The organism is Thiothrix nivea DSM 5205 (assembly GCF_000260135.1).
In the GTDB taxonomy this organism is placed as follows: domain Bacteria; phylum Pseudomonadota; class Gammaproteobacteria; order Thiotrichales; family Thiotrichaceae; genus Thiothrix; species Thiothrix nivea.
Map to the genome: position 1 here is coordinate 3,314,847 of NZ_JH651384.1, position 21,416 is coordinate 3,336,262.

Here is a 21,416-nt window from a genome sequence, read left to right on the forward strand (position 1 = left end):
GCTTAGCAGCCGCGCCCGATGGCGTAATAGGTGATACCTTTTTTCGCCATTTGCTCAGGCGAATACAGGTTGCGCCCATCCACGATTACTGGATCTTTCAATTTGGTCTTGATTGCATCGAAATTGGGGCTGCGGAATTGTTGCCATTCGGTGACGATGGCCAGGCAGTCTGCTCCATTGAGTGCGTCTTCGGCGGTTTTGCAGAGTGTCAGGTCTGCACGTTCGCCATAGATGCGGGTGCATTCTTCCATCGCTACCGGGTCAAATGCCTGTACCTTGCAACCCTGTTGCCACAGCATTTCCATCAAGGTGCGGCTGGAGGCTTCGCGCATGTCGTCGGTGTTGGGTTTGAACGCCAGACCCCAAAGGGCGATGGTTTTGCCTTCCAGCTTGCTACCGTAATGCTTTTGCAGTTTGGCAAATGGTTTTTCCTTCTGACGGTAGTTGACAGCTTCCACTGCTGATAGCAGTTCTGCCTTGTAGCCGATTTCGCGTGCGGTACGTTCCAGCGCCTGTACGTCTTTGGGGAAGCAGGAGCCGCCGTAGCCGCAGCCGGGGTAAATGAAGTGATAGCCGATACGCGGGTCGGAGCCAATGCCGATACGCACTTTTTCGATGTCAGCGCCCAGCAGTTCCGCCATGTTGGCCAGTTCGTTCATGAAGCTGATCTTGGTGGCAAGCATGGCGTTGGCTGCGTATTTGGTCAACTCGGCGGAGCGGATGTCCATCACCACCAAGCGGTCGCGGCTGCGGTTGAAGGGGGCGTACAGTTCGCGTACCAGCTCTGTGGTACGTGGGTTGTCGGCACCGATCACGATGCGGTCGGGTTTCATGAAGTCTTCAATGGCCGCGCCTTCCTTGAGGAATTCGGGGTTGGAAACCACGTCGAATTCGATGCTGACACTGCGAGCTTCCAGTACCGCCTGCATGGCAGCACGCACTTTGTCGGCAGTGCCGACCGGAACGGTGGATTTGTCCACCACGATGCGGTAGCTGTCCATGTGTTCGGCGATGGAACGGGCGACGGTGAGCACGTAGCGCAGGTCGGCGGAGCCGTCTTCATCCGGTGGTGTGCCAACCGCGATGAACTGGAACAGGCCGTGGCGCACGCCTTCTTCAGCGGATAGGGTGAAGTTAAGACGACCCGCTGCAATGTTTTCCTTCACCATATTGTCGAGGCCGGGCTCATGGATGGGAATTTCCCCATTCAGCAACATATTGATTTTACGTTCATCAACGTCCACGCACAGGACATCGTTGCCTACCTGAGCCAGACAGGCTCCCGTGACCAGGCCAACGTAGCCTGAACCGTAAATGGTAACTTTCATGAATGGTTTTCCGGTAAGTGACTGGATTTTTGCATAGGGTGCAAATTATGATTGTTGCGTTTCATTTTTGTGTCAAATTAGGCGACAAGCTTACCAGTTTGGCTGCCGAAAATTAATGACAAATTTCTGGTTTTAGCAGGTTGACATTGACGGGGGATTCACTCACAATGCCTGCCTTTCCAGTCGGAGGGGTTCCCGAGCGGTCAAAGGGGACAGACTGTAAATCTGTTGGCTCTGCCTTCGAAGGTTCGAATCCTTCCCCCTCCACCATATTGGTTTATACGTTCAGCTTGATTCATGTCGTCATGCGGTGCGGTGTGGGTAAACGGCTTCAGGCGGGTGTAGTTCAATGGTAGAACCTCAGCCTTCCAAGCTGATGGTGTGGGTTCGATTCCCATCACCCGCTCCAATTCTGGCTGAGTCGTTTGATAGTTTTTGCTCTTGTAGCTCAGATGGTAGAGCGCACCCTTGGTAAGGGTGAGGTCGGCAGTTCGATTCTGCCCAAGAGCACCAGTTATTAAAGAATTTAACGGGAAGTTATCGGAAATGGCAAAAGGTAAATTTGAGCGCACGAAGCCGCACGTAAACGTAGGTACAATCGGCCACGTCGACCACGGCAAGACGACGCTGACAGCAGCGCTGACAGTGTGTCAGTCCCGCAAGTTTGGTGGCGAGGCAAAAGCCTACGACCAGATTGATGCGGCTCCGGAAGAAAAAGCACGTGGCATCACCATTTCCACGGCGCACGTAGAATACGAATCCGACACCCGCCACTACGCGCACGTCGACTGCCCAGGGCACGCTGACTATGTTAAGAACATGATCACTGGTGCTGCACAGATGGATGGCGCGATCCTGGTTTGTTCCGCAGCTGACGGCCCAATGCCGCAGACGCGTGAGCACATCCTGCTCTCCCGTCAGGTGGGCGTGCCTTACATCGTTGTCTACATGAACAAATGTGACCTGGTTGATGACGAAGAGCTGCTCGAGCTGGTCGAAATGGAACTGCGTGAACTGCTGTCCAGCTACGACTTCCCTGGCGACGACACCCCAATCATCAAGGGTTCCGCACGCTCCGCCCTGGAAGGCGACCAATCCGACATCGGCGAGCCATCCATTGCCCGCCTGATCGAAGCGCTCGACACCTACATCCCTGAACCAGAGCGAGCCATCGATGGTACTTTCCTGATGCCGGTAGAGGACGTATTCTCCATCTCCGGTCGTGGCACGGTAGTAACAGGCCGTATCGAACGTGGCGTTGTCAAGGTAGGCGAAGAAATCGAAATCGTCGGCATCCGTGCCACCCAGAAAACCACCGTCACTGGTGTTGAGATGTTCCGCAAGCTGCTCGACCAGGGCATGGCGGGTGACAACGTTGGCCTGCTGCTGCGCGGCACCAAACGTGACGACGTGGAACGTGGCCAGGTACTCTGCAAGCCGGGTTCCATCAAGCCGCACACCAAGTTTGAAGCGGAAGTCTACGTCCTGTCCAAGGAAGAGGGTGGCCGTCACACCCCGTTCTTCAAAGGCTACCGCCCACAATTCTACTTCCGTACCACCGACGTGACGGGTGCCTGTGACTTGCCGGAAGGTGTGGAAATGGTCATGCCGGGTGATAACGTCAAGCTGGTTGTCAGCCTGATCAACCCGATTGCGATGGAAGACGGCCTGCGTTTTGCGATCCGTGAAGGTGGCCGTACTGTCGGTGCCGGTGTTGTTGCCAAGATTATTGAGTAAGTAATTACTTGAGTTTTAAAAGAGCGGGGAGTATCCTCCCTGCTCTTTGTTACGTTTACAGGCCAATAGCTCAATTGGCAGAGCGGCGGTCTCCAAAACCGCAGGTTGGGGGTTCGATTCCCTCTTGGCCTGCCATCTTTTCAGATGGCTTTGGATAATAAATTGTAGATTGAAGTTGCGCAGCCACAGTCTGGTTGTAGTGTATTGCCCAAAGTCATTCGGCTATCAGGTTTGGTGAAAAATATAATGTCAGCACATACCGAAGAACAGGGTTCGTCGCTTGATACGGTAAAGCTCATCGTTGCGCTTATTCTGCTGTTAGCAGGTATCGCAGGGTTCTATTATTTTGAAAACTGGCAGGGGCAATCCGTGTCAGTGCTTTGGCGTGTCCTGGGTTTGCTGGCGATCGTCGCTTTGGCTTTCGTCGTTGCACTGTCCAGTCATTCCGGCAAACGTTTGCTGGGATTTATGAAGGATTCTCGCCTTGAAGTCCGCAAAATGGTTTGGCCAACCAAGGCGGAAACCATCCAGACCACGCTGATGGTCATGGTGATTGTTGTGATCCTGTCCATTTTCTTGTGGGGTGTTGATTCCCTGCTGGGTTGGGGTGTCAAAGGTCTGCTTGGAGGTGGAGCCTGATGGTGAAGCGCTGGTATGTGGTGCAGGCTTATTCTGGTTTTGAAAATCAGGTAAAGCGCTCTCTGGAAGAGCGCATTGTGCGTTTTGACTTGCAGGATGCCTTTGGTCAGGTGCTGGTGCCTACCGAGGAGGTCGTGGAAATGCGCGATGGCCAGAAGCGCCGTAGTGAGCGCAAGTTTTTCCCCGGTTACGTGCTGGTGGAAATGGAAATGAATGACGACACTTGGCACATGGTAAAGGAAACCCCCAAAGTGCTGGGTTTTATCGGCGGTAAGGCAGACAAGCCAGCGCCCATTACCCCGAAAGAAGTGGATAACATCATGCGTCGCGTGGAAGAGGGGGCTGAGAAGCCGCGTCCTAAAGTCCTCTTTGATGCGGGTGAGGTGGTGCGCGTAACTGATGGGCCATTCAAGGACTTCAACGGCGTGGTCGAAGAAGTCAATTATGAAAAAAGCCGCCTGTTGGTTGCAGTACAAATTTTTGGTCGCTCGACGCCAGTCGAGCTTGAGTTCTATCAGGTCGAAAAAAGCTGATCTGGTAGGTTAGGGGAGCCGTAAGGCGTTATTACCCATTTATAGGAAAATAGCATGGCAAAGAAAGTAATCGGCTATATCAAGCTGCAAATTCCTGCTGGTAAAGCCAACCCCAGCCCACCTGTTGGTCCGGCACTGGGTCAGCGTGGCCTGAATATCATGGAATTCTGCAAGGCATTCAATGCCGCCACACAGAACATCGAGCCAGGCCTGCCAACTCCGGTAGTCATTACTGCGTACAGCGACAAGAGCTTTACGTTTGTGATGAAAACCACGCCGGCGTCCGTACTGTTGAAAAAGGCTGTTGGCTTAAAGTCTGGTAGTGCACGTCCTAACAGCAACAAGGTTGGCAAAGTGACTCGCGCACAGCTGGAAGAGATTGCCAAGATGAAAATGCCTGACCTGACAGCGGCGGATATGGATGCAGCGGTACGCACCATCGCGGGCAGCGCCCGTAGCATGGGTCTTGAAGTGGAGGGTGTGTAACATGGCAAAGTTGACCAAACGCCAAAAGGCAATCGCTGAAAAAGTTGACCGCAATAAGGCTTACGCCATTGCTGAAGCACTGGATGCACTGAAATCCCTGCCGCGCGCAAAATTTGTTGAGAGCGTGGATGTTAGTGTTAATTTGGGCGTTGATCCGCGTAAATCTGACCAGGTTGTGCGCGGCGCCACCGTGCTGCCAAACGGTAACGGTAAAACTGTCCGTGTTGCCGTGTTTGCGCAAGGCCCTAATGCCGACGCCGCGAAAGAAGCGGGTGCCGACATTGTTGGTTTCGATGATCTGGCGGCTGAAGTCAAAGCCGGCAAGATGGATTTCGACGTGGTTATCGCCAGCCCTGACGCTATGCGTGTTGTTGGCCAACTGGGTCAGATTCTCGGCCCACGTGGCCTGATGCCAAACCCGAAAGTGGGTACTGTAACCCCTGATGTTGCCGGTGCTGTGCGTAATGCCAAGGCTGGCCAGGTGCGTTACCGTACTGACAAGGCCGGTATCATCCATTGCTCCGTTGGCAATGTCGACTTTGATACCGACAAGTTGGTTGGCAACATCAATGCATTGGTAGGCGATTTGGTGAAAATGAAGCCTTCCACGTCCAAAGGCGTTTACCTGAAAAAGATTTCTGTATCCACCACTATGGGTACAGGTTTGGCAGTCGATACTACATCACTGTCTTACTAAGGGATTGGGGCAGAAGAAGCTCCATCTCCGGCTTCCAGGGAAGGGAGCCGCCGCAAGGCAACAAGATATACAAGGATGTATGTCGTCAAAGACCGCAGGCGCTTCTTCGGAAGCTTAATGGTTCTGCACCTGTTGTAGAGAACCTGCGCAGATGGCGTAACCCGAGTCAGTAAGATGGTTTGGGACGCTGTTTCCTTCATCAGCCGGTGTGTGTCGGTAGATGATTGATAAATGGTGGATTATCCGCCAAACCAGGAGTAGATAACGTGGCATTAACACTGCAAGAGAAGAAAGAGATTGTCTCTGAAGTGGCCGCTGTTGCTGCAAGTGCTCATTCCATGGTTGCTGCTGAGTACCGTGGTTTGACCGTAGCCCAGCTCACCACACTGCGCCAAAACGCACGTAAGGGTGGGGTGTATCTGCGGGTAGTGAAGAATAATCTGGCGCGTATCGCTGTCAAGGACACGGCTTTTGAATGTGTGCAAGACAGTCTGGTCGGCCCGTTGGTGTTGGCGTTTTCCCAGGAAGACCCAGGTTCAGCGGCACGCCTGATTAAAGACTTCAAGAAAGACAAAGCCAACGACAAGATGGAAGTCAAATTTGTTGCTATCGACGGCAACATGCTTCCAGCCGAAGAGTTGGAGCGTCTGGCGAAACTGCCGACACGCGATCAGGCGCTGGCCACTTTGGCTGCTGCACTGCGCGCGCCGCTCGACAAGTTCGCACGTACACTTGCTGCATTGCGTGACCAAAAAGCTGAAGCCGCTGGCATCAGTTTGGATTGATTACTGATTTAGGTTTTGGAGAATCAAAATGGCTTGTACTAAAGAAGATATGTTGGAAACGTTTGCCAACATGACTGTCACTGAAATCGTTGACCTGATTTCAGCAATCGAAGAAAAGTTCGGCGTTACTGCTGCTGTTGCGGTGGCTGCTGGCCCTGCTGCCGGTGCTGAAGCTGCTGCTGCTGTTGAAGAACAGACCGAATTCAACGTTGTCATGACTAGCTTCGGCGCTAACAAGATCAACGTTATCAAGGTTGTTCGTGGTTCCACCGGTCTGGGTCTGAAAGAAGCGAAAGACATGGTTGAAGGCGTCCCTTCCGTTGTGAAGGAAGGCGCAAGCAAGGAAGAAGCAGAGAAGCTGAAGAAAGAACTGGAAGAAGCAGGCGCTACCGTCGAACTCAAGTAAGATTGAGGGCGGAGCGTGTTGCGCTACTTTTAGTTCTTGTAAAAACAGAGGCTGACAGTACATTTTGTGCTGTCGGCCTTTTATCGCTTGTTATGGTGAGCGAAAATCCGGCGGTGTTGGAAGCCGGGGTTCTGATTCCAGAGAGGAAAGACGATGGGACTGAGTTATACCGAAAAAAAACGGATCCGCAAAGACTTTGGGAAGCGCGCACAGATTCTGGAAGTGCCAGACCTTCTCACGATTCAGTTAGATTCCTATCGGCATTTCCTGCAAGAGGGTATGCCTGTCATCAATCGCCGTGAGGTTGGTTTGCACGCAGCATTTTCCTCCGTTTTCCCAATCGTTAGTTACAACGGTTATACGGTTCTGGAGTATGTTGACTACAAGGTGAGTGAGCCAATATTCGATGTGCAAGAGTGCCAGTTACGCGGCCTGACTTTCCAGGCGTCGCTGCGTGTCAAATTGCGTCTGGTCATTTATGACAAGGATGCACCTGTAGATGCCAAGGTCGTCAAATCCATCAAGGAACAGGATGTTTATCTGGGCGAGCTGCCGCTGATGACCGACAAGGGTACCTTCATCATCAATGGCACCGAACGTGTTATCGTTTCCCAGCTGCACCGTTCGCCAGGCGTATTTTTCGAACATGACAAGGGCAAGTCCAACACGGCTGGCAAATTGCTGCACAGTGCCCGTGTCATCCCTTACCGTGGTTCCTGGCTCGACTTTGAGTTTGACCCGAAAGATTCCATCTTCGTGCGTATCGACCGCCGCCGCAAGTTGCCTTCGACTATCCTGCTGCGCGCGCTCGGCATGAATAATGAAGAAGTTCTTGACTATTTCTTCGATAAGACGCTGGTACATCTGAGTGATGACAGTGTTGAAATGGAAATGGAGCCTGCCCGCCTGCGGGGTGAGCTGGCTTCCTTTGACATCATGCTGGATGGTGAGGTGCTAGTGGAAACCGGTCGCCGCATTACCGCCAAGCATATCCGCCAACTGGAAAAAGCCGACCTGAACAAGCTGGTAGTGCCAGCAGAGTATATGAATGGCAAGATTCTGGCGCGTAACATCATTGATACTTCCACCGGCGAACTGCTGGCGAATGCCAATGATGAAATCAGCGGGGATTTGCTGGAAAAGCTGCGTGATAACAGTGTGACGCAATTCCATGTGTTGTATACCAACGACTTGGATCGCGGCCCGTTTGTGTCCAACACCTTGAAGATCGACACTACCGCCAGCCAGCTGGAAGCGCAGATTGAAATTTACCGCATGATGCGCCCGGGTGAGCCACCTACCAAGGAAGCGGCAGAAAACCTGTTTAACAACCTGTTCTTCACGGAAGACCGCTATGACCTGTCTGCGGTCGGGCGGATGAAATTCAACCGTCGCTTGGGGCGTGACGAAGCAACGGGTTCTGGGGTGCTGGATCAGGGCGACATTCTGGATGTGCTGAAAAAGCTGATCGACATCCGTGATGGCCGTGATGATGTGGATGACATTGATCACCTTGGCAACCGCCGCGTGCGCAGTGTGGGTGAAATGGCGGAAAATGCTTTCCGGGTTGGCTTGGTGCGTGTTGAGCGTGCGGTCAAGGAACGCTTGACCATGGCAGAAAGCGAAGGTTTGATGCCACAGGAGCTGGTCAATTCCAAGCCTGTATCTGCTGCCATCAAGGAATTCTTTGGTTCCAGCCAGTTGTCCCAGTTCATGGACCAGAATAACCCGCTGTCTGAAGTGACACACAAACGCCGTATTTCGGCCCTTGGTCCAGGCGGCCTGACCCGTGAGCGTGCCGGTTTTGAGGTGCGCGACGTACACCCAACCCACTATGGCCGGGTATGCCCGATTGAAACGCCGGAAGGCCCGAACATCGGTCTGATCAACTCACTGGCCGTATATGCGCGCACCAATGACTATGGTTTTCTGGAAACGCCTTACCGTAAGGTTATCGATGGCAAGCCGACCATGCAGATTGATTACCTGTCTGCGATCGAGGAATCCAACTACGTCATCGCCCAGGCGAGTGCGGAGCTGGACGAAGCAGGTAGCCTATCTGACGAGTTTGTTTCCTGCCGTCATCGCAACGAATTTACCCTGAAACCTGCGGCAGAAGTCCAGTACATGGACGTTTCCCCCAAGCAGATCGTGTCGGTTGCTGCGTCCCTGATCCCGTTCCTGGAGCACGATGACGCCAACCGCGCACTGATGGGTTCCAACATGCAACGTCAGGCTGTGCCTTGCTTGCGTGCTGACAAGCCGTTGGCGGGTACGGGGATGGAGCGCGCAGTGGCGCAGGACTCCGGTTCAGCCGTTTCTGCGCGTCGTGGCGGGGTGATTGATTCCGTCGATGCTGGCCGCGTGGTTGTGCGTGTCAATGACGAGGAAGCCAATGAGCAACAAGGCGGCGTCGACATTTACAACCTGATCAAGTACACCCGCTCCAACCAGAATACCTGCATCAACCAGCGCCCTATCGTCCGGGTTGGCGATGTGGTGGCGCGTGGCGACGTGCTGGCGGATGGTTCTTCCACCGACCTGGGTGAGCTGGCGTTGGGTCAGAACATGTTCATCGCCTTTATGCCGTGGAACGGGTACAACTTCGAGGACTCCATCCTGTTGTCTGAGCGGGTGGTGGACGAAGACCGTTATACCTCCATTCACATTGAGGAAATGTCCTGTCTTGCCCGTGACACCAAACTGGGGCCGGAAGAGATCACTGCCGATATTCCGAATGTCAGCGAAAGCCTGCTGGCCAAGCTGGACGAATGCGGCATTATCCATGTGGGTGCGGAAGTCAAGCCAAACGACATTCTGGTCGGCAAGGTCACGCCGAAAGGTGAAAGCCAGCTGACGCCGGAAGAGAAATTGCTGCGTGCAATCTTCGGTGAAAAGGCCTCTGACGTAAAGGATACTTCCCTGCGTGTGCCGACAGGCATGACCGGTACGGTCATCGATGTGCGTGTTTTCACCCGCGATGGTGTGGAACGTGATGCCCGTGCGCTGGCGATTCAGGAAGAGGACTTGAAAAAAGTCCGCAAAGATTTACGCGATGAATTGCGTATTTATGAAGCGGATATCTTCGACCGTTTCGCCAAGCTGGTCGTGGGCAAGGAGGCTGTTGGTGGCCCTAACCGCCTGACCAATGGTACGGTTGTGACCCAGTCCTATCTGGATAACCTGGAGAAGAAAGACTGGTTCGCCATCCGTATGCAGGATGAAGACGTAAACACCCAGCTCGAATCGTTGGCAGGTCAGATCGAAGAGAAGAAAAAGCTCTACGAAACCCGTCTGCACAAACAACGCGACAAGCTGATGGCGGGTGACGATCTTGCGCCGGGTGTGCTGAAAATGGTCAAAGTCTACATCGCGGTCAAGCGCCGGATGCAGCCAGGTGACAAAATGGCGGGCCGTCACGGTAACAAGGGCGTGGTTTCGCGCATCGTTCCGGTCGAAGACATGCCGTATCTGGAAAATGGCCAGACCGTCGATATCGTGCTGAATCCACTGGGCGTACCTTCCCGTATGAACGTTGGGCAGGTACTGGAAACCCATCTGGGCTGGGCAGGTAAAGGTCTGGGTGAGAAAATTGGCCGTATGATCGACACCAAGGCCAAGGTTGACGAGTTGCGCCAGTTTATCAGCAAGGTCTACGCTACCGGTGGCAACCCGCAACAAGACAAGGTGGTTGAGGCGTTGTCTGACGTTGAGGTTGTCGAGTTGGCGAATAACCTGCGTAAGGGCGTGCCTATGGCAACCCAGGTATTTGACGGTGCGGATGAGGCCGAAATCAAGGCGATGCTGAGACTTGCCGAGCTGCCAGAAAGTGGCCAGACCCCGTTGTTCGATGGCCGTACAGGCGACGCTTTCGAGCGCAAGGTAACGGTTGGTTACATGCATATGCTCAAGCTGAACCACCTGGTTGATGACAAGATGCACGCACGTTCGACTGGCCCATACAGCCTCGTTACCCAGCAGCCGTTGGGTGGTAAGGCGCAGTTCGGTGGCCAGCGCTTCGGTGAGATGGAGGTGTGGGCGCTGGAGGCCTACGGTGCGGCCTACACCTTGCAGGAAATGCTCACAGTCAAGTCGGACGATGTCAACGGACGTAACCGGATGTACAAGAACATTGTGGATGGCGACCACTACATGGAAGCCAGTATGCCTGAGTCCTTCAACGTATTGATGAAGGAGATCCGCTCACTCGGTCTGAATATCGAGCTGGAACGCGACTAAACACGGGATTGAAATGCGATGAAAGATTTATTGAACTTCCACAAGAAAGAACAGGAAAGCCACGACTTTGATGCAATCAAGGTTGGCTTGGCGTCACCTGAGGTCATCCGTTCATGGTCATTTGGCGAGGTCAAAAAACCTGAAACCATCAACTACCGTACTTTCAAACCGGAACGCGACGGCTTGTTCTGCGCCAAAATTTTTGGTCCGGTCAAGGACTACGAGTGCTTATGCGGCAAGTACAAACGCCTCAAACACCGTGGCGTGGTGTGCGAAAAGTGTGGTGTTGAAGTTACCCAGACCAAGGTGCGCCGTGAGCGTATGGGTCACATTGATCTGGCCAGTCCGGTTGCGCACATCTGGTTCCTCAAATCGCTGCCATCCCGTATCGGTCTGATGTTGGACATGACCCTGCGCGATATTGAACGCATCCTTTATTTTGAGACTTTCGTCGTAACCGAGCCAGGTATGACCACGCTGGAGCGCTGCCAGTTGCTGAGTGATGAGGCTTATCTGGAAGCGATCGAAGAGTTTGGCGATGAGTTTGAGGCCAGCATGGGTGCGGAAGCCATCCTGGAGTTGCTGAAAACCATCGACCTTAAAGATGAAGTCAGCAGGATGCGCGAAGAGATCAATGAGACTGGTTCCGAAACCAAGCTCAAGCGTCTTGGCAAGCGCCTGAAACTGATGGAGTCTTTTCTCAGCTCTGGCAACAAGCCTGAGTGGATGATTATGACTGTGCTGCCGGTGCTGCCCCCGGATTTGCGTCCCTTGGTGCCGCTGGATGGAGGCCGTTTTGCAACTTCCGACCTGAATGACCTGTACCGCCGCGTCATTAACCGTAACAACCGTTTGAAGCGTCTGCTGGAGCTGAATGCGCCGGACATCATCGTGCGTAACGAAAAGCGCATGTTGCAGGAATCCGTCGACGCGCTGCTGGACAACGGTCGCCGTGGCCGCGCCATTACCGGCTCCAACAAGCGTCCGCTCAAGTCCCTGTCTGACATGATCAAGGGCAAGCAAGGCCGTTTCCGCCAAAATCTGCTGGGCAAGCGTGTTGACTACTCTGGCCGTTCGGTTATCGTGGTTGGTCCTGCACTGCGTCTGCACCAGTGCGGCCTGCCCAAGAAAATGGCACTAGAGCTGTTCAAGCCATTCATTTTCGGCAAGCTGCAACGCCGCGGTCTGGCGACCACCATCAAGGCGGCCAAGAAACTGGTTGAGCGTGAAACGGCGGAAGTCTGGGACATCCTCGCGGAAGTCATCCGCGAACATCCGGTCATGCTTAACCGTGCGCCAACCCTGCATCGTCTGGGCATCCAGGCATTTGAGCCTACCCTGATTGAAGGTAAGGCCATCCAGTTGCATCCACTGGTGTGTTCCGCATTTAACGCCGACTTCGACGGTGACCAGATGGCGGTGCACGTGCCATTGTCGCTGGAAGCGCAGCTCGAAGCCCGCACCCTGATGATGGCGACCAATAACGTACTGTCACCGGCAAATGGCGAGCCTATTATCGTGCCCTCCCAGGATATCGTTCTGGGTCTGTATTACATGACCCGCGATGCGGTGAATGCGAAAGGCGAGGGCATGGTATTTGCTGATCCGGCAGAGGTGCAGCGTGCCTATGACACTGGCAATGCTTCCCTGCATGCCAAGGTTAAGGTACGTATCAAGGATAGTATCAAGGATGAGGACGGTGAAATTATTTACCGGACTCGCCTGATTGATACGACAGTTGGCCGTGCGCTGCTGACTAGCGTTATGCCGGAAGGTCTGCCATTTGAGCTATTCAATACAGTTCTCAAGAAAAAGGCCATTTCCCGGCTGATCAACGAAGCCTACCGCCGCGTGGGTCTCAAGGCGTCGGTTATTTTTGCTGACCAGCTGATGTATACCGGTTACCGTTATGCGACCCGTGCGGGTGTATCCTTCTGTTCCGATGACATGATGATTCCGGAAAAGAAAAAGGATCTGCTGAAGGAGGCGGAAGATGCTGTGCTGGAAATTGAGGATCAGTTCCGCAGCGGTTTGGTCACCCAGGGTGAGCGCTACAACAAGGTTGTCGATATCTGGGCGAGCACCAACGAAAAAGTTGCCAAGGCGATGATGGAAAAAATTGGCAAGGAAGAAGTGTTGGATGCGGATGGCAATACCGTCATGCAAGAATCCTTCAACTCCATCTATATGATGGCCGACTCAGGGGCACGGGGTTCCGCCGCCCAGATCCGTCAGTTGGCTGGTATGCGCGGCTTGATGGCGAAACCGGATGGTTCAATTATCGAAACGCCGATTACCTCCAACTTCCGTGAGGGCCTGAACGTACTCCAGTACTTCATTTCCACCCACGGTGCGCGTAAAGGTCTGGCGGATACCGCGCTGAAAACTGCAAACTCCGGTTATCTGACCCGCCGTTTGGTGGATGTTGCCCAAGATATGGTGGTTACCATTGATGACTGTGGTACGACTCAGGGTATTCGTATGCGTCCAATCATCGAAGGTGGTGACGTGGTGGAGGCGCTGGCCGAGCGTGTGTTAGGTCGCGTCGTGGCCCAGGATGTTACCCGTGGCGAAGACGTGCTGATTCCTGCGGGCACTTTCCTGGATGAGGCGTGGGTCAAGCAGATTGATGCCTTGGCGGTGGATGAAATTGTGGTGCGTTCCGCGATTACCTGTGAGACCCGTTACGGTGTATGCGCCAAATGTTATGGCCGTGATTTGGCGCGTGGCCACGTCGTCAACAAGGGCGAGGCTGTCGGGGTTATTGCGGCACAGTCTATCGGTGAGCCGGGAACCCAGTTGACCATGCGTACCTTCCACATCGGTGGTGCGGCTAGCCGGGCAGCTGCGGAAAGCAGTATTTCCGTCAAGTCTGCCGGTCAGGTTCACCTGATCAACGTCAAGACTGTGCGCAACAAGGATGGCAAGCTGGTGACGGTTTCCCGTTCCGGTGAACTGGGTGTCGTGGATGAAAGTGGTCGTGACAAGGAGCGCTACAAGCTGCCTTATGGTGCGATCCTGTCCATCGACCAGTATGCACAGGTGCAAGCAGGCCAGGAAGTGGCAACTTGGGATCCGCATACGCACCCGATCATTTCCGAGGTGTCCGGGCGTGTCAGCTTCAGCGACTTCACGGATGGCGTCACTGTCCAGACCAAGATCGACGAAATCACCGGCCTGTCTTCCATCGAAGTCATGGATCCTAAAAACCGCCCTACAGCCGGACGTGAGCTGCGCCCTACTGTGCGCTTGCTGGATGAAAACGGTGAAAATGTCTTCTTCGAGGGTACCAAGATCCCGGTACAGTACCCGCTGCCAGCGGGTGCTATCGTCAGTTCTACCAATGGCGCGACCGTACAGGTGGGCGAGGTCATTGCCCGTCTGCCGCAAGCCTCTTCCAAGACCCGTGACATCACGGGTGGTTTGCCGCGCGTTGCTGACCTGTTTGAGGCGCGCAAGCCGAAAGACGGTGCTATCTTGGCAGAGAAAACCGGTACGATTTCCTTCGGCAAGGAAACCAAGGGCAAGCAGCGCGTGGTTATCACCGGCGAAGAGGGTGAGCAGCATGAAGAGTTGATCCCCAAGTGGCGGAATCTGGATGTGTTCGAGGGTGAAAAAATCAATCGTGGCGAGGTCATCGCTGATGGCGAACCTAACCCGCATGACATTTTGCGTCTGTTGGGTGCGACTGCGCTGGCCGAATACCAGGTCAAGGAAATCCAGGACGTTTACCGTCTGCAAGGTGTAAAAATCAACGACAAGCACATCGAGGTCATTGTCCGTCAGATGATGCGTAAGGTTGAGGTGGTTGACCCGGGTGACAGCAAGTTCCTGCGTGGTGAGCAAACCGACTTCTGGCGTGTGGTCGAAGAAAACAAGCGCCTGGAAGCCGAAGGCAAGCTCAGGATCGTGTTTGAACGCCTGCTGATGGGCATCACCAAGGCGTCGTTGGTGACAGACTCCTTCGTCTCTGCTGCGTCCTTCCAGGAAACCACCCGCGTCCTGACAGAAGCTGCGGTGCGTGGTGCACGTGATGAGCTACGTGGCTTGAAGGAAAACGTCATCGTTGGCCGTCTGATTCCAGCAGGTACGGGCTTGGCTTACCACGATGACCGTCGCAGCCAGCGTAACGAGTTTGCTTACGAGCGCCGCCCTGATTCCGGCGAAACCCTCAGTTTTGGTGAGCCGCTGGACATGGATTCCGGTGAATAACCTGGATGGGTTCAACTTTAACTGATTGATAGGGAAAACCTCCTTGACAGGAGGCTCCCTGATCCCTAAAATTTGGCGTCCTCAAACAGACCGATTTTCGGTCTGTTGTTTTTATGGGGACAAGGCAAGCCAGGCAAGTTCCTCGTGATTCCAGGAGACATTTTCAGAATATGGCGACAGTAAACCAGTTGGTGCGCAAGCCGCGCCAAAGCAAAGTAGAGAAAAGCAAGGTGCCAGCGCTGGAGGCTTGTCCGCAGCGTCGTGGTGTTTGTACCCGTGTTTATACGACCACCCCGAAGAAACCGAACTCCGCAATGCGTAAGGTTGCTCGTGTGCGTCTGACCAACGGTTTTGAAGTCACCAGCTATATCGGTGGTGAAGGTCATAACCTCCAGGAGCACTCTGTGGTACTGATTCGTGGCGGTCGTGTGAAAGACCTGCCCGGTGTGCGTTATCACACTGTTCGCGGTAGTCTGGATACCCAGGGTGTCAAGGATCGCAAGCAGGCCCGTTCCAAGTACGGTGCCAAGCGTCCCAAAAAGTAATTTGAGAGCATGAGATTGAGTTATGCCTAGAAGAAGAGAAGTCCCCAAGCGCGAAGTTCTGCCTGATCCGAAGTTCGGAAGCCAGCTGCTGACCAAGTTCATGAATGCAGTTATGCAGGACGGTAAAAAATCCGTCGCGGAAAAAATCATTTACGGCGCGCTGAATGAAATTGCTGGCAAGAAAGGCGGCGATGGTCTGGAAGTGCTGGAAGATGCGCTGGATAACGTTCGCCCTGCGGTAGAGGTCAAGTCCCGCCGTGTCGGTGGTGCTACTTACCAGGTGCCGGTTGAAGTGCGTCCTTCCCGTCAGAATGCGCTGGCGATGCGCTGGTTGATTGAGGCTTCCCGCAAGCGCGGTGAAAAATCCATGGCGCGCAAGCTGGCTGGTGAGTTGATGGATGCTGCCGAAAAGCGCGGCACTGCGGTGAAGAAGCGTGAAGACGTGCATCGCATGGCTGAAGCTAACAAGGCGTTTGCCCACTTCCGCTGGTAATGGCGAGAGTAACCCAGCGTGGCGCGTAGCACTCCCATTGAGCAGTACCGTAATATTGGTATTATGGCGCACATTGATGCCGGCAAGACAACTGCGACCGAACGCATCCTGTTTTACACGGGTGTGTCTCACAAGATTGGGGAAGTGCATGATGGCGCGGCGACCATGGACTGGATGGAGCAGGAGCGCGAACGTGGTATCACGATTACATCTGCTGCCACTACCTGTTTCTGGTCGGGGATGGATAAGCAGTTCCTGCAACATCGTGTCAATATCATAGATACGCCGGGGCACGTGGATTTCACTATAGAGGTGGAACGTTCCCTGCGGGTGCTGGATGGCGCGGTGTTCGTGTTGTGCGCGGTCGGTGGTGTGCAGCCTCAGTCCGAGACTGTTTGGCGTCAGGCGAACAAGTACCGCGTGCCGAGGATGGCTTTTGTCAATAAAATGGATCGTTCCGGGGCTAATTTCCTGCGCGTTTACGAGCAGTTGAAGGCCAAGCTAAATGCTAACCCGGTACCGTTGCAGTTACCTATTGGCGCAGAAGACCATTTTGCTGGCGTCGTTGACCTGATTCGCATGAAGGCTATTATGTGGAATGAGGCGGATCGTGGTGTTACCTATGAGGCTGTTGATATTCCGGCTGATATGGTGGATTCCTGTCAGGAATGGCGCGAAAAGATGGTCGAGGCTGCTGCTGAAGCTGACGAAGAGTTGATGGATAAATATCTCGGTGAGGGCGATCTGTCTGCCGAAGAGATTATCCGTGGCCTGCGCAAACGCACTATCAATCTTGAGATTGTGCCGATGACCTGTGGTTCTGCTTTCAAGAACAAGGGGATTCAAGCGGTCTTGGATAAGGTGATCGAGCTGATGCCTTCGCCGGTTGATGTGCCTGCCATCAAAGGGCATCTGGATGACAGGAATGAAACGGAAGCGGAGCGGCATCCGTCGGATGATGAGCCGTTCGCTGCGTTGGCATTCAAGATTGCGACCGACCCGTTTGTCGGTACTTTGACCTTTTTTCGGGTGTACTCCGGGGTTTTGACGACGCAGAGCGCGGTTTATAACCCGGTCAAGGGCAAGCGTGAGCGGATTGGGCGTTTGGTTCAGATGCATTCCAATTCGCGTGAAGATATTGATGAAGTCCGGGCGGGCGATATTGCTGCTGCGGTTGGGCTGAAAGAAGTGACGACTGGCGATACCCTGTGTGATATGAATCAGGTTATTACGCTGGAGCGTATGGACTTTCCTGATCCGGTTATTTCCATTGCCGTTGAGCCAAAATCTAAGGCTGACCAGGAGAAAATGGGTCTTGCCCTAAGCAAGCTGGCTCAGGAGGATCCGTCTTTCCGCGTGCGTACTGATGAGGAGACAGGCCAAACCATCATTTCTGGCATGGGTGAGTTGCATCTGGAAATTATCGTTGACCGGATGCTGCGGGAATTCAAGGTAGGCTGTAATGTTGGCGCGCCACAGGTTGCGTACCGCGAGACGATCCGCAAGTCAGTCGAATCGGAAGGCAAGTTTGTGCGTCAGTCTGGTGGTCGCGGTCAGTATGGGCATGTCTGGTTGCGGATAGAGCCACTGGCTGAGGGTAAGGGCTACGAATTTGAAAATGCCATTGTGGGTGGCGTGGTTCCTCGGGAATTCATTCCGGCCATAGACAAGGGTGTGCAGGAGCAGATGGCAAATGGTGTGTTGGCTGGTTTTCCGCTAGTTGACGTGAAGGTCACTGCTTTTGATGGTTCCTATCATGATGTGGACTCCAGTGAAATGGCGTTCAAAATTGCTGGCTCCATGGGGTTGCGTGCGGGTGTGCTAAAAGCCGATCCGATATTGCTGGAACCCATGATGAAGGTGGAAGTGACAACCCCGGAAGATTACATGGGGGATGTCATCGGTGACTTGAACCGTCGTCGGGGTCTGGTGCAGGGCATGGATGACGATAACGGCGGCATGATTGTGCGTGCAGAAGTGCCATTGGGTGCAATGTTCGGTTATGCAACCGACCTGCGTTCCGCCACCCAGGGGCGCGCATCGTACAGTATGGAATTTGCAAAATATGCGGAAGCGCCTGCGTCAGTTACCCAGGCGATTGTTAGAAAAGAAACAGGTGAATAGCGATGGCAAAAGGTAAATTTGAGCGCACGAAGCCGCACGTAAACGTAGGTACAATCGGCCACGTCGACCACGGCAAGACGACGCTGACAGCAGCGCTGACAGTGTGTCAGTCCCGCAAGTTTGGTGGCGAAGCAAAAGCTTACGACCAGATTGATGCGGCTCCGGAAGAAAAGGCACGTGGCATCACCATTTCCACGGCGCACGTAGAATACGAATCCGACACCCGCCACTACGCGCACGTCGACTGTCCAGGGCACGCTGACTATGTTAAGAACATGATCACTGGTGCTGCACAGATGGATGGCGCGATCCTGGTTTGTTCCGCAGCTGACGGCCCAATGCCGCAGACCCGTGAGCACATCCTGCTCTCCCGTCAGGTGGGCGTGCCTTACATCGTTGTCTACATGAACAAATGTGACCTGGTTGATGACGAAGAGCTGCTCGAGCTGGTCGAAATGGAGCTGCGTGAACTGCTGTCCAGCTACGACTTCCCTGGCGACGACACCCCAATCATCAAGGGTTCCGCACGCTCCGCCCTGGAAGGCGATCAATCCGACATCGGCGAGCCATCCATTGCCCGCCTGATCGAGGCGCTCGACACCTACATCCCTGAACCAGAGCGAGCCATCGATGGTACTTTCCTGATGCCGGTAGAGGACGTATTCTCCATCTCCGGTCGTGGTACGGTAGTGACAGGCCGTATCGAACGTGGTGTTGTCAAGGTGGGCGAAGAAATCGAAATCGTCGGCATCCGTGCTACCCAGAAAACCACCGTCACTGGTGTTGAGATGTTCCGCAAGCTGCTCGACCAAGGCATGGCGGGTGACAACGTTGGCCTGCTGCTGCGCGGCACCAAACGTGACGACGTGGAACGTGGCCAGGTACTCTGCAAGCCGGGTTCCATCAAGCCGCACACCAAGTTTGAAGCGGAAGTCTACGTCCTGTCCAAGGAGGAAGGTGGCCGTCACACCCCGTTCTTCAAAGGCTACCGCCCACAATTCTACTTCCGTACCACTGACGTGACGGGTGCCTGTGACTTGCCGGAAGGTGTGGAAATGGTCATGCCGGGTGATAACGTCAAGCTGGTTGTCAGCCTGATCAACCCGATTGCGATGGAAGACGGCCTGCGTTTTGCGATCCGTGAAGGTGGCCGTACTGTCGGTGCCGGTGTTGTTGCTAAAATTATTGAGTAATAGTTATGTCTGATCAAAGAATCCGTATTCGTCTGAAAGCTTTCGATCATCGTCTGATTGACCGTTCCGCGACTGAAATCGTCGAGACTGCCAAGCGGACGGGTGCGCGTGTCAAGGGGCCAATTCCTCTGCCAACGCGCACAGAGCGCTATACAGTGCTGATTTCACCGCATGTTAACAAGGATGCGCGTGACCAGTATGAAATCCGTACCTACAAGCGTCTGATGGATATTATTGATCCGACTGACAAGACTGTAGACGCCCTGATGAAGCTGGATTTGGCTGCCGGGGTAGATGTACAAATCAAGCTTAACTGATTTGTAAAAAAGTTCATGGACGGCAGAGAATTTTCTGCTATAATGCGCGGCTTTCCACGGCTCGACCTAGGTCGAGCCGAGTTTTTCTAGAATTCATATAGAATGAAAGTTGCTCGATGTGAGTAATTGAAGAGGTATGCAAATGGCTATCGGTCTGCTGGGTCGCAAAGTTGGTATGACCCGCATATACAGCGAGGATGGTGGTTCTACCCCTGTCACTGTGCTTGAGGTTGCGCCGAACCGTGTTTCCCAGGTCAAGACGCTGGAAACGGATGGTTACAATGCTGTCCAGTTGTCTGTAGGTGAGAAGAAATCTTCCCGCGTTTCCAAGTCAGAAGCTGGTCATTTTGCCAAGGCGGGCGTGCCTGCTGGTACTTTTGTGCGTGAGTCGCGCGTCGATGATGCGTTTGGCTACGAACTGGGTGCCGAGCTTGCAGTAAGCATGTTTGAGGCTGGTCAGAAAGTTGATGTGACAGGTGTTAGCAAGGGTAAAGGCTTTGCTGGTGTCCTCAAACGCCATCATTTCGCTGGCCAAGACCGCACTCATGGTAACTCTTTGTCACACCGGGTTCCGGGTTCCATTGGTCAGAACCAGACCCCAGGGCGTGTTTTCCCTGGCAAAAAAATGGCTGGTCACCTGGGTGCTGTACAGCGTACTGCCCAGAATCTGGAAGTGGTACGTGTAGACGCTGAGCGCAATCTGTTGCTGGTTAAAGGTGCTGTTCCGGGTGCCAATAACGGTGATGTGGTTGTCAAGCTGTCAGTCAAAGCATAAAGGTGGCGGCAATGGAATTACAGGTTGCAAATGGCGGGTCTGTTGCGGTAAGCGATGAGATATTTGCCCGCGAATTTAATGAGGGGCTGGTGCATCAGGCAGTGGTTGCTTATATGGCGGCGGGTCGTGCAGGCACTAAGGCGCAGAAAACCCGCTCTGATGTGAGCGGTGGCGGTTCCAAGCCGTTCCGCCAAAAGGGTACAGGCCGTGCACGCGCCGGCAGTATCCGTAGCCCGTTGTGGCGTACTGGTGGTAAGTCTTTCGCGGCACGCCCGCGTGATTACAGCCAGAAGCTCAATAAAAAGATGTACCGTGCAGCGATGCGCTCCATTTTCTCTGAGTTGGTGCGTCAGGATCGTTTTATGGTGGTTGATTCTTTCAGCGTTGCTGAGCCGAAGACTAGGCTAATGCTGGCGAAGCTGAAAGAATATGGTTCCAATGATGTGCTGCTGGTTTCCGATATTGATGATGTCAATGTCCTACTGTCAGCACGTAACATTCCTTACTGCGAAGTTGCTACTGTTGCAGGCCTGAATCCGGTTAGTCTGGTAGGTCATGAAAAGGTTGTAGTGACAACTGGTGCAATCAACAAGATTCAGGAGTGGCTGGCATGAGTATGGAGCGTCTTTACCATGTCCTGGTTGCCCCGCGCGTGACGGAAAAGACTGTCCGTGCCTCTGAAAAGGCTAATCAGTATGTGTTCAAGGTTGCAAAAAATGCAACCAAGCAAGAAATCAAGGATGCTGTCGAGACTTTGTTTGAAGTCAAGGTTGACCAGGTTCGTACCATCAACGTTAAAGGCAAGCAGAAGAACTTTGGGCGTCGCGCCGGTCAACGCAGCGACTGGAAGAAGGCTTATGTAAGCCTGTCCGAAGGTTTCTCTCTGGATGCGGCAGCAGAATAAGGC

General features: G+C 53.8%; 18 protein-coding genes and 4 tRNA genes. 21 read left to right on the forward strand and 1 reads right to left on the reverse strand.

Annotated features, from left to right (window positions below; translation table 11 throughout):
* Nucleotides 1-2 precede the first annotated feature (2 nt).
* Nucleotides 3-1,328 carry a UDP-glucose dehydrogenase family protein gene (locus THINI_RS16615; RefSeq protein WP_002709708.1) on the reverse strand — a complete coding sequence of 442 codons (1,326 nt, stop codon included), beginning with the start codon at nt 1,326-1,328 and terminating at the stop codon, nt 3-5.
* A 185-nt stretch (nt 1,329-1,513) separates the two neighbouring features.
* On the opposite strand from THINI_RS16615, the gene THINI_RS16620 reads away from it, so the two are divergent.
* The 21 genes from THINI_RS16620 to rplW all read left to right on the forward strand — a co-directional run bounded on the left by THINI_RS16620 (nt 1,514) and on the right by rplW (nt 21,413).
* Nucleotides 1,514-1,598 (forward strand) — tRNA-Tyr (locus THINI_RS16620).
* 65 nt (nt 1,599-1,663) lie between these two features.
* Nucleotides 1,664-1,737 (forward strand) — tRNA-Gly (locus tag THINI_RS16625).
* 28 nt (nt 1,738-1,765) lie between these two features.
* Nucleotides 1,766-1,841 (forward strand) — tRNA-Thr (locus tag THINI_RS16630).
* A gap of 33 nt (nt 1,842-1,874) precedes the next feature.
* Nucleotides 1,875-3,065, forward strand: coding sequence for an elongation factor Tu (gene tuf / locus THINI_RS16635; protein ID WP_002709709.1), 1,191 nt, complete (start codon nt 1,875-1,877; stop codon nt 3,063-3,065).
* Nucleotides 3,066-3,124: 59 nt separating this feature from the next.
* Nucleotides 3,125-3,200, forward strand: a tRNA-Trp gene (locus tag THINI_RS16640).
* Nucleotides 3,201-3,299: 99 nt separating this feature from the next.
* A complete protein-coding gene (secE, locus tag THINI_RS16645; RefSeq protein ID WP_281054702.1) occupies nt 3,300-3,704 on the forward strand; it encodes a preprotein translocase subunit SecE in 405 nt (134 codons plus the stop codon).
* Nucleotides 3,704-4,237 carry a transcription termination/antitermination protein NusG gene (nusG, locus tag THINI_RS16650; RefSeq protein WP_002709711.1) on the forward strand — a complete coding sequence of 178 codons (534 nt, stop codon included), beginning with the start codon at nt 3,704-3,706 and terminating at the stop codon, nt 4,235-4,237. The genes secE and nusG overlap by 1 nt, the downstream gene beginning before the upstream one ends.
* 54 nt (nt 4,238-4,291) lie before the next feature.
* Complete coding sequence (rplK, locus tag THINI_RS16655) at nt 4,292-4,723, forward strand: 50S ribosomal protein L11 (protein WP_002709712.1); 432 nt, start codon at nt 4,292-4,294, stop codon at nt 4,721-4,723.
* 1 nt (nt 4,724) lies between these two features.
* Nucleotides 4,725-5,420, forward strand: a complete 696-nt coding sequence (gene rplA / locus THINI_RS16660; RefSeq protein ID WP_002709713.1) for a 50S ribosomal protein L1 — start codon at nt 4,725-4,727, stop codon at nt 5,418-5,420.
* A 266-nt stretch (nt 5,421-5,686) separates the two neighbouring features.
* Nucleotides 5,687-6,205, forward strand: coding sequence for a 50S ribosomal protein L10 (gene rplJ, locus THINI_RS16665; RefSeq protein ID WP_002709714.1), 519 nt, complete (start codon nt 5,687-5,689; stop codon nt 6,203-6,205).
* A 28-nt stretch (nt 6,206-6,233) separates the two neighbouring features.
* Entirely contained in the window at nt 6,234-6,611 is a 378-nt protein-coding gene (gene rplL, locus THINI_RS16670) for a 50S ribosomal protein L7/L12 (RefSeq protein WP_002709715.1), read from the forward strand.
* Between the two features lie 153 nt (nt 6,612-6,764).
* Entirely contained in the window at nt 6,765-10,850 is a 4,086-nt protein-coding gene (gene rpoB, locus THINI_RS16675; protein WP_002709716.1) for a DNA-directed RNA polymerase subunit beta, read from the forward strand.
* Between the two features lie 18 nt (nt 10,851-10,868).
* Nucleotides 10,869-15,062 (forward strand): DNA-directed RNA polymerase subunit beta', encoded by a 4,194-nt coding sequence (gene rpoC / locus THINI_RS16680; protein WP_002709717.1) that lies wholly within the window; start codon nt 10,869-10,871, stop codon nt 15,060-15,062.
* A gap of 170 nt (nt 15,063-15,232) precedes the next feature.
* Nucleotides 15,233-15,607: a 30S ribosomal protein S12 gene (rpsL, locus tag THINI_RS16685; protein ID WP_002709718.1), complete on the forward strand. Its 375-nt coding sequence runs from the start codon at nt 15,233-15,235 to the stop codon at nt 15,605-15,607.
* Nucleotides 15,608-15,629: 22 nt separating this feature from the next.
* Nucleotides 15,630-16,100, forward strand: a complete 471-nt coding sequence (gene rpsG / locus THINI_RS16690; RefSeq protein ID WP_002709719.1) for a 30S ribosomal protein S7 — start codon at nt 15,630-15,632, stop codon at nt 16,098-16,100.
* 18 nt (nt 16,101-16,118) lie between these two features.
* On the forward strand, nt 16,119-18,224 hold the full coding sequence (gene fusA, locus THINI_RS16695) for an elongation factor G (protein WP_002709720.1): 2,106 nt from the start codon (nt 16,119-16,121) through the stop codon (nt 18,222-18,224).
* 2 nt (nt 18,225-18,226) lie between these two features.
* Complete coding sequence (gene tuf, locus THINI_RS16700; RefSeq protein ID WP_002709709.1) at nt 18,227-19,417, forward strand: elongation factor Tu; 1,191 nt, start codon at nt 18,227-18,229, stop codon at nt 19,415-19,417.
* A gap of 5 nt (nt 19,418-19,422) precedes the next feature.
* Nucleotides 19,423-19,734 carry a 30S ribosomal protein S10 gene (gene rpsJ, locus THINI_RS16705; protein WP_002709721.1) on the forward strand — a complete coding sequence of 104 codons (312 nt, stop codon included), beginning with the start codon at nt 19,423-19,425 and terminating at the stop codon, nt 19,732-19,734.
* Nucleotides 19,735-19,876: 142 nt separating this feature from the next.
* Nucleotides 19,877-20,509, forward strand: a complete 633-nt coding sequence (gene rplC, locus THINI_RS16710; RefSeq protein WP_002709722.1) for a 50S ribosomal protein L3 — start codon at nt 19,877-19,879, stop codon at nt 20,507-20,509.
* An 11-nt stretch (nt 20,510-20,520) separates the two neighbouring features.
* Nucleotides 20,521-21,123: a 50S ribosomal protein L4 gene (rplD, locus tag THINI_RS16715; protein ID WP_002709723.1), complete on the forward strand. Its 603-nt coding sequence runs from the start codon at nt 20,521-20,523 to the stop codon at nt 21,121-21,123.
* Nucleotides 21,120-21,413 (forward strand): 50S ribosomal protein L23, encoded by a 294-nt coding sequence (gene rplW, locus THINI_RS16720; protein ID WP_002709724.1) that lies wholly within the window; start codon nt 21,120-21,122, stop codon nt 21,411-21,413. Before rplD ends, rplW begins: the two co-directional genes overlap by 4 nt.
* Nucleotides 21,414-21,416 lie beyond the last annotated feature (3 nt).

Excerpts from the sequence above, each read along its gene's own strand:
- THINI_RS16615 (WP_002709708.1), bottom strand. The coding sequence starts at position 1,328 with ATGAAAGTTACCATTTACGGTTCAGGCTACGTTGGCCTGGTCACGGGA.
- tuf (WP_002709709.1), top strand. The coding sequence starts at position 1,875 with ATGGCAAAAGGTAAATTTGAGCGCACGAAGCCGCACGTAAACGTAGGT.
- nusG (WP_002709711.1), top strand. The coding sequence starts at position 3,704 with ATGGTGAAGCGCTGGTATGTGGTGCAGGCTTATTCTGGTTTTGAAAAT.
- rplK (WP_002709712.1), top strand. The coding sequence starts at position 4,292 with ATGGCAAAGAAAGTAATCGGCTATATCAAGCTGCAAATTCCTGCTGGT.
- rplA (WP_002709713.1), top strand. The coding sequence starts at position 4,725 with ATGGCAAAGTTGACCAAACGCCAAAAGGCAATCGCTGAAAAAGTTGAC.
- rplL (WP_002709715.1), top strand. The coding sequence starts at position 6,234 with ATGGCTTGTACTAAAGAAGATATGTTGGAAACGTTTGCCAACATGACT.
- rpoB (WP_002709716.1), top strand. The coding sequence starts at position 6,765 with ATGGGACTGAGTTATACCGAAAAAAAACGGATCCGCAAAGACTTTGGG.
- rpoC (WP_002709717.1), top strand. The coding sequence starts at position 10,869 with ATGAAAGATTTATTGAACTTCCACAAGAAAGAACAGGAAAGCCACGAC.
- rpsL (WP_002709718.1), top strand. The coding sequence starts at position 15,233 with ATGGCGACAGTAAACCAGTTGGTGCGCAAGCCGCGCCAAAGCAAAGTA.
- rpsG (WP_002709719.1), top strand. The coding sequence starts at position 15,630 with ATGCCTAGAAGAAGAGAAGTCCCCAAGCGCGAAGTTCTGCCTGATCCG.
- tuf (WP_002709709.1), top strand. The coding sequence starts at position 18,227 with ATGGCAAAAGGTAAATTTGAGCGCACGAAGCCGCACGTAAACGTAGGT.
- rpsJ (WP_002709721.1), top strand. The coding sequence starts at position 19,423 with ATGTCTGATCAAAGAATCCGTATTCGTCTGAAAGCTTTCGATCATCGT.
- rplC (WP_002709722.1), top strand. The coding sequence starts at position 19,877 with ATGGCTATCGGTCTGCTGGGTCGCAAAGTTGGTATGACCCGCATATAC.
- rplD (WP_002709723.1), top strand. The coding sequence starts at position 20,521 with ATGGAATTACAGGTTGCAAATGGCGGGTCTGTTGCGGTAAGCGATGAG.
- rplW (WP_002709724.1), top strand. The coding sequence starts at position 21,120 with ATGAGTATGGAGCGTCTTTACCATGTCCTGGTTGCCCCGCGCGTGACG.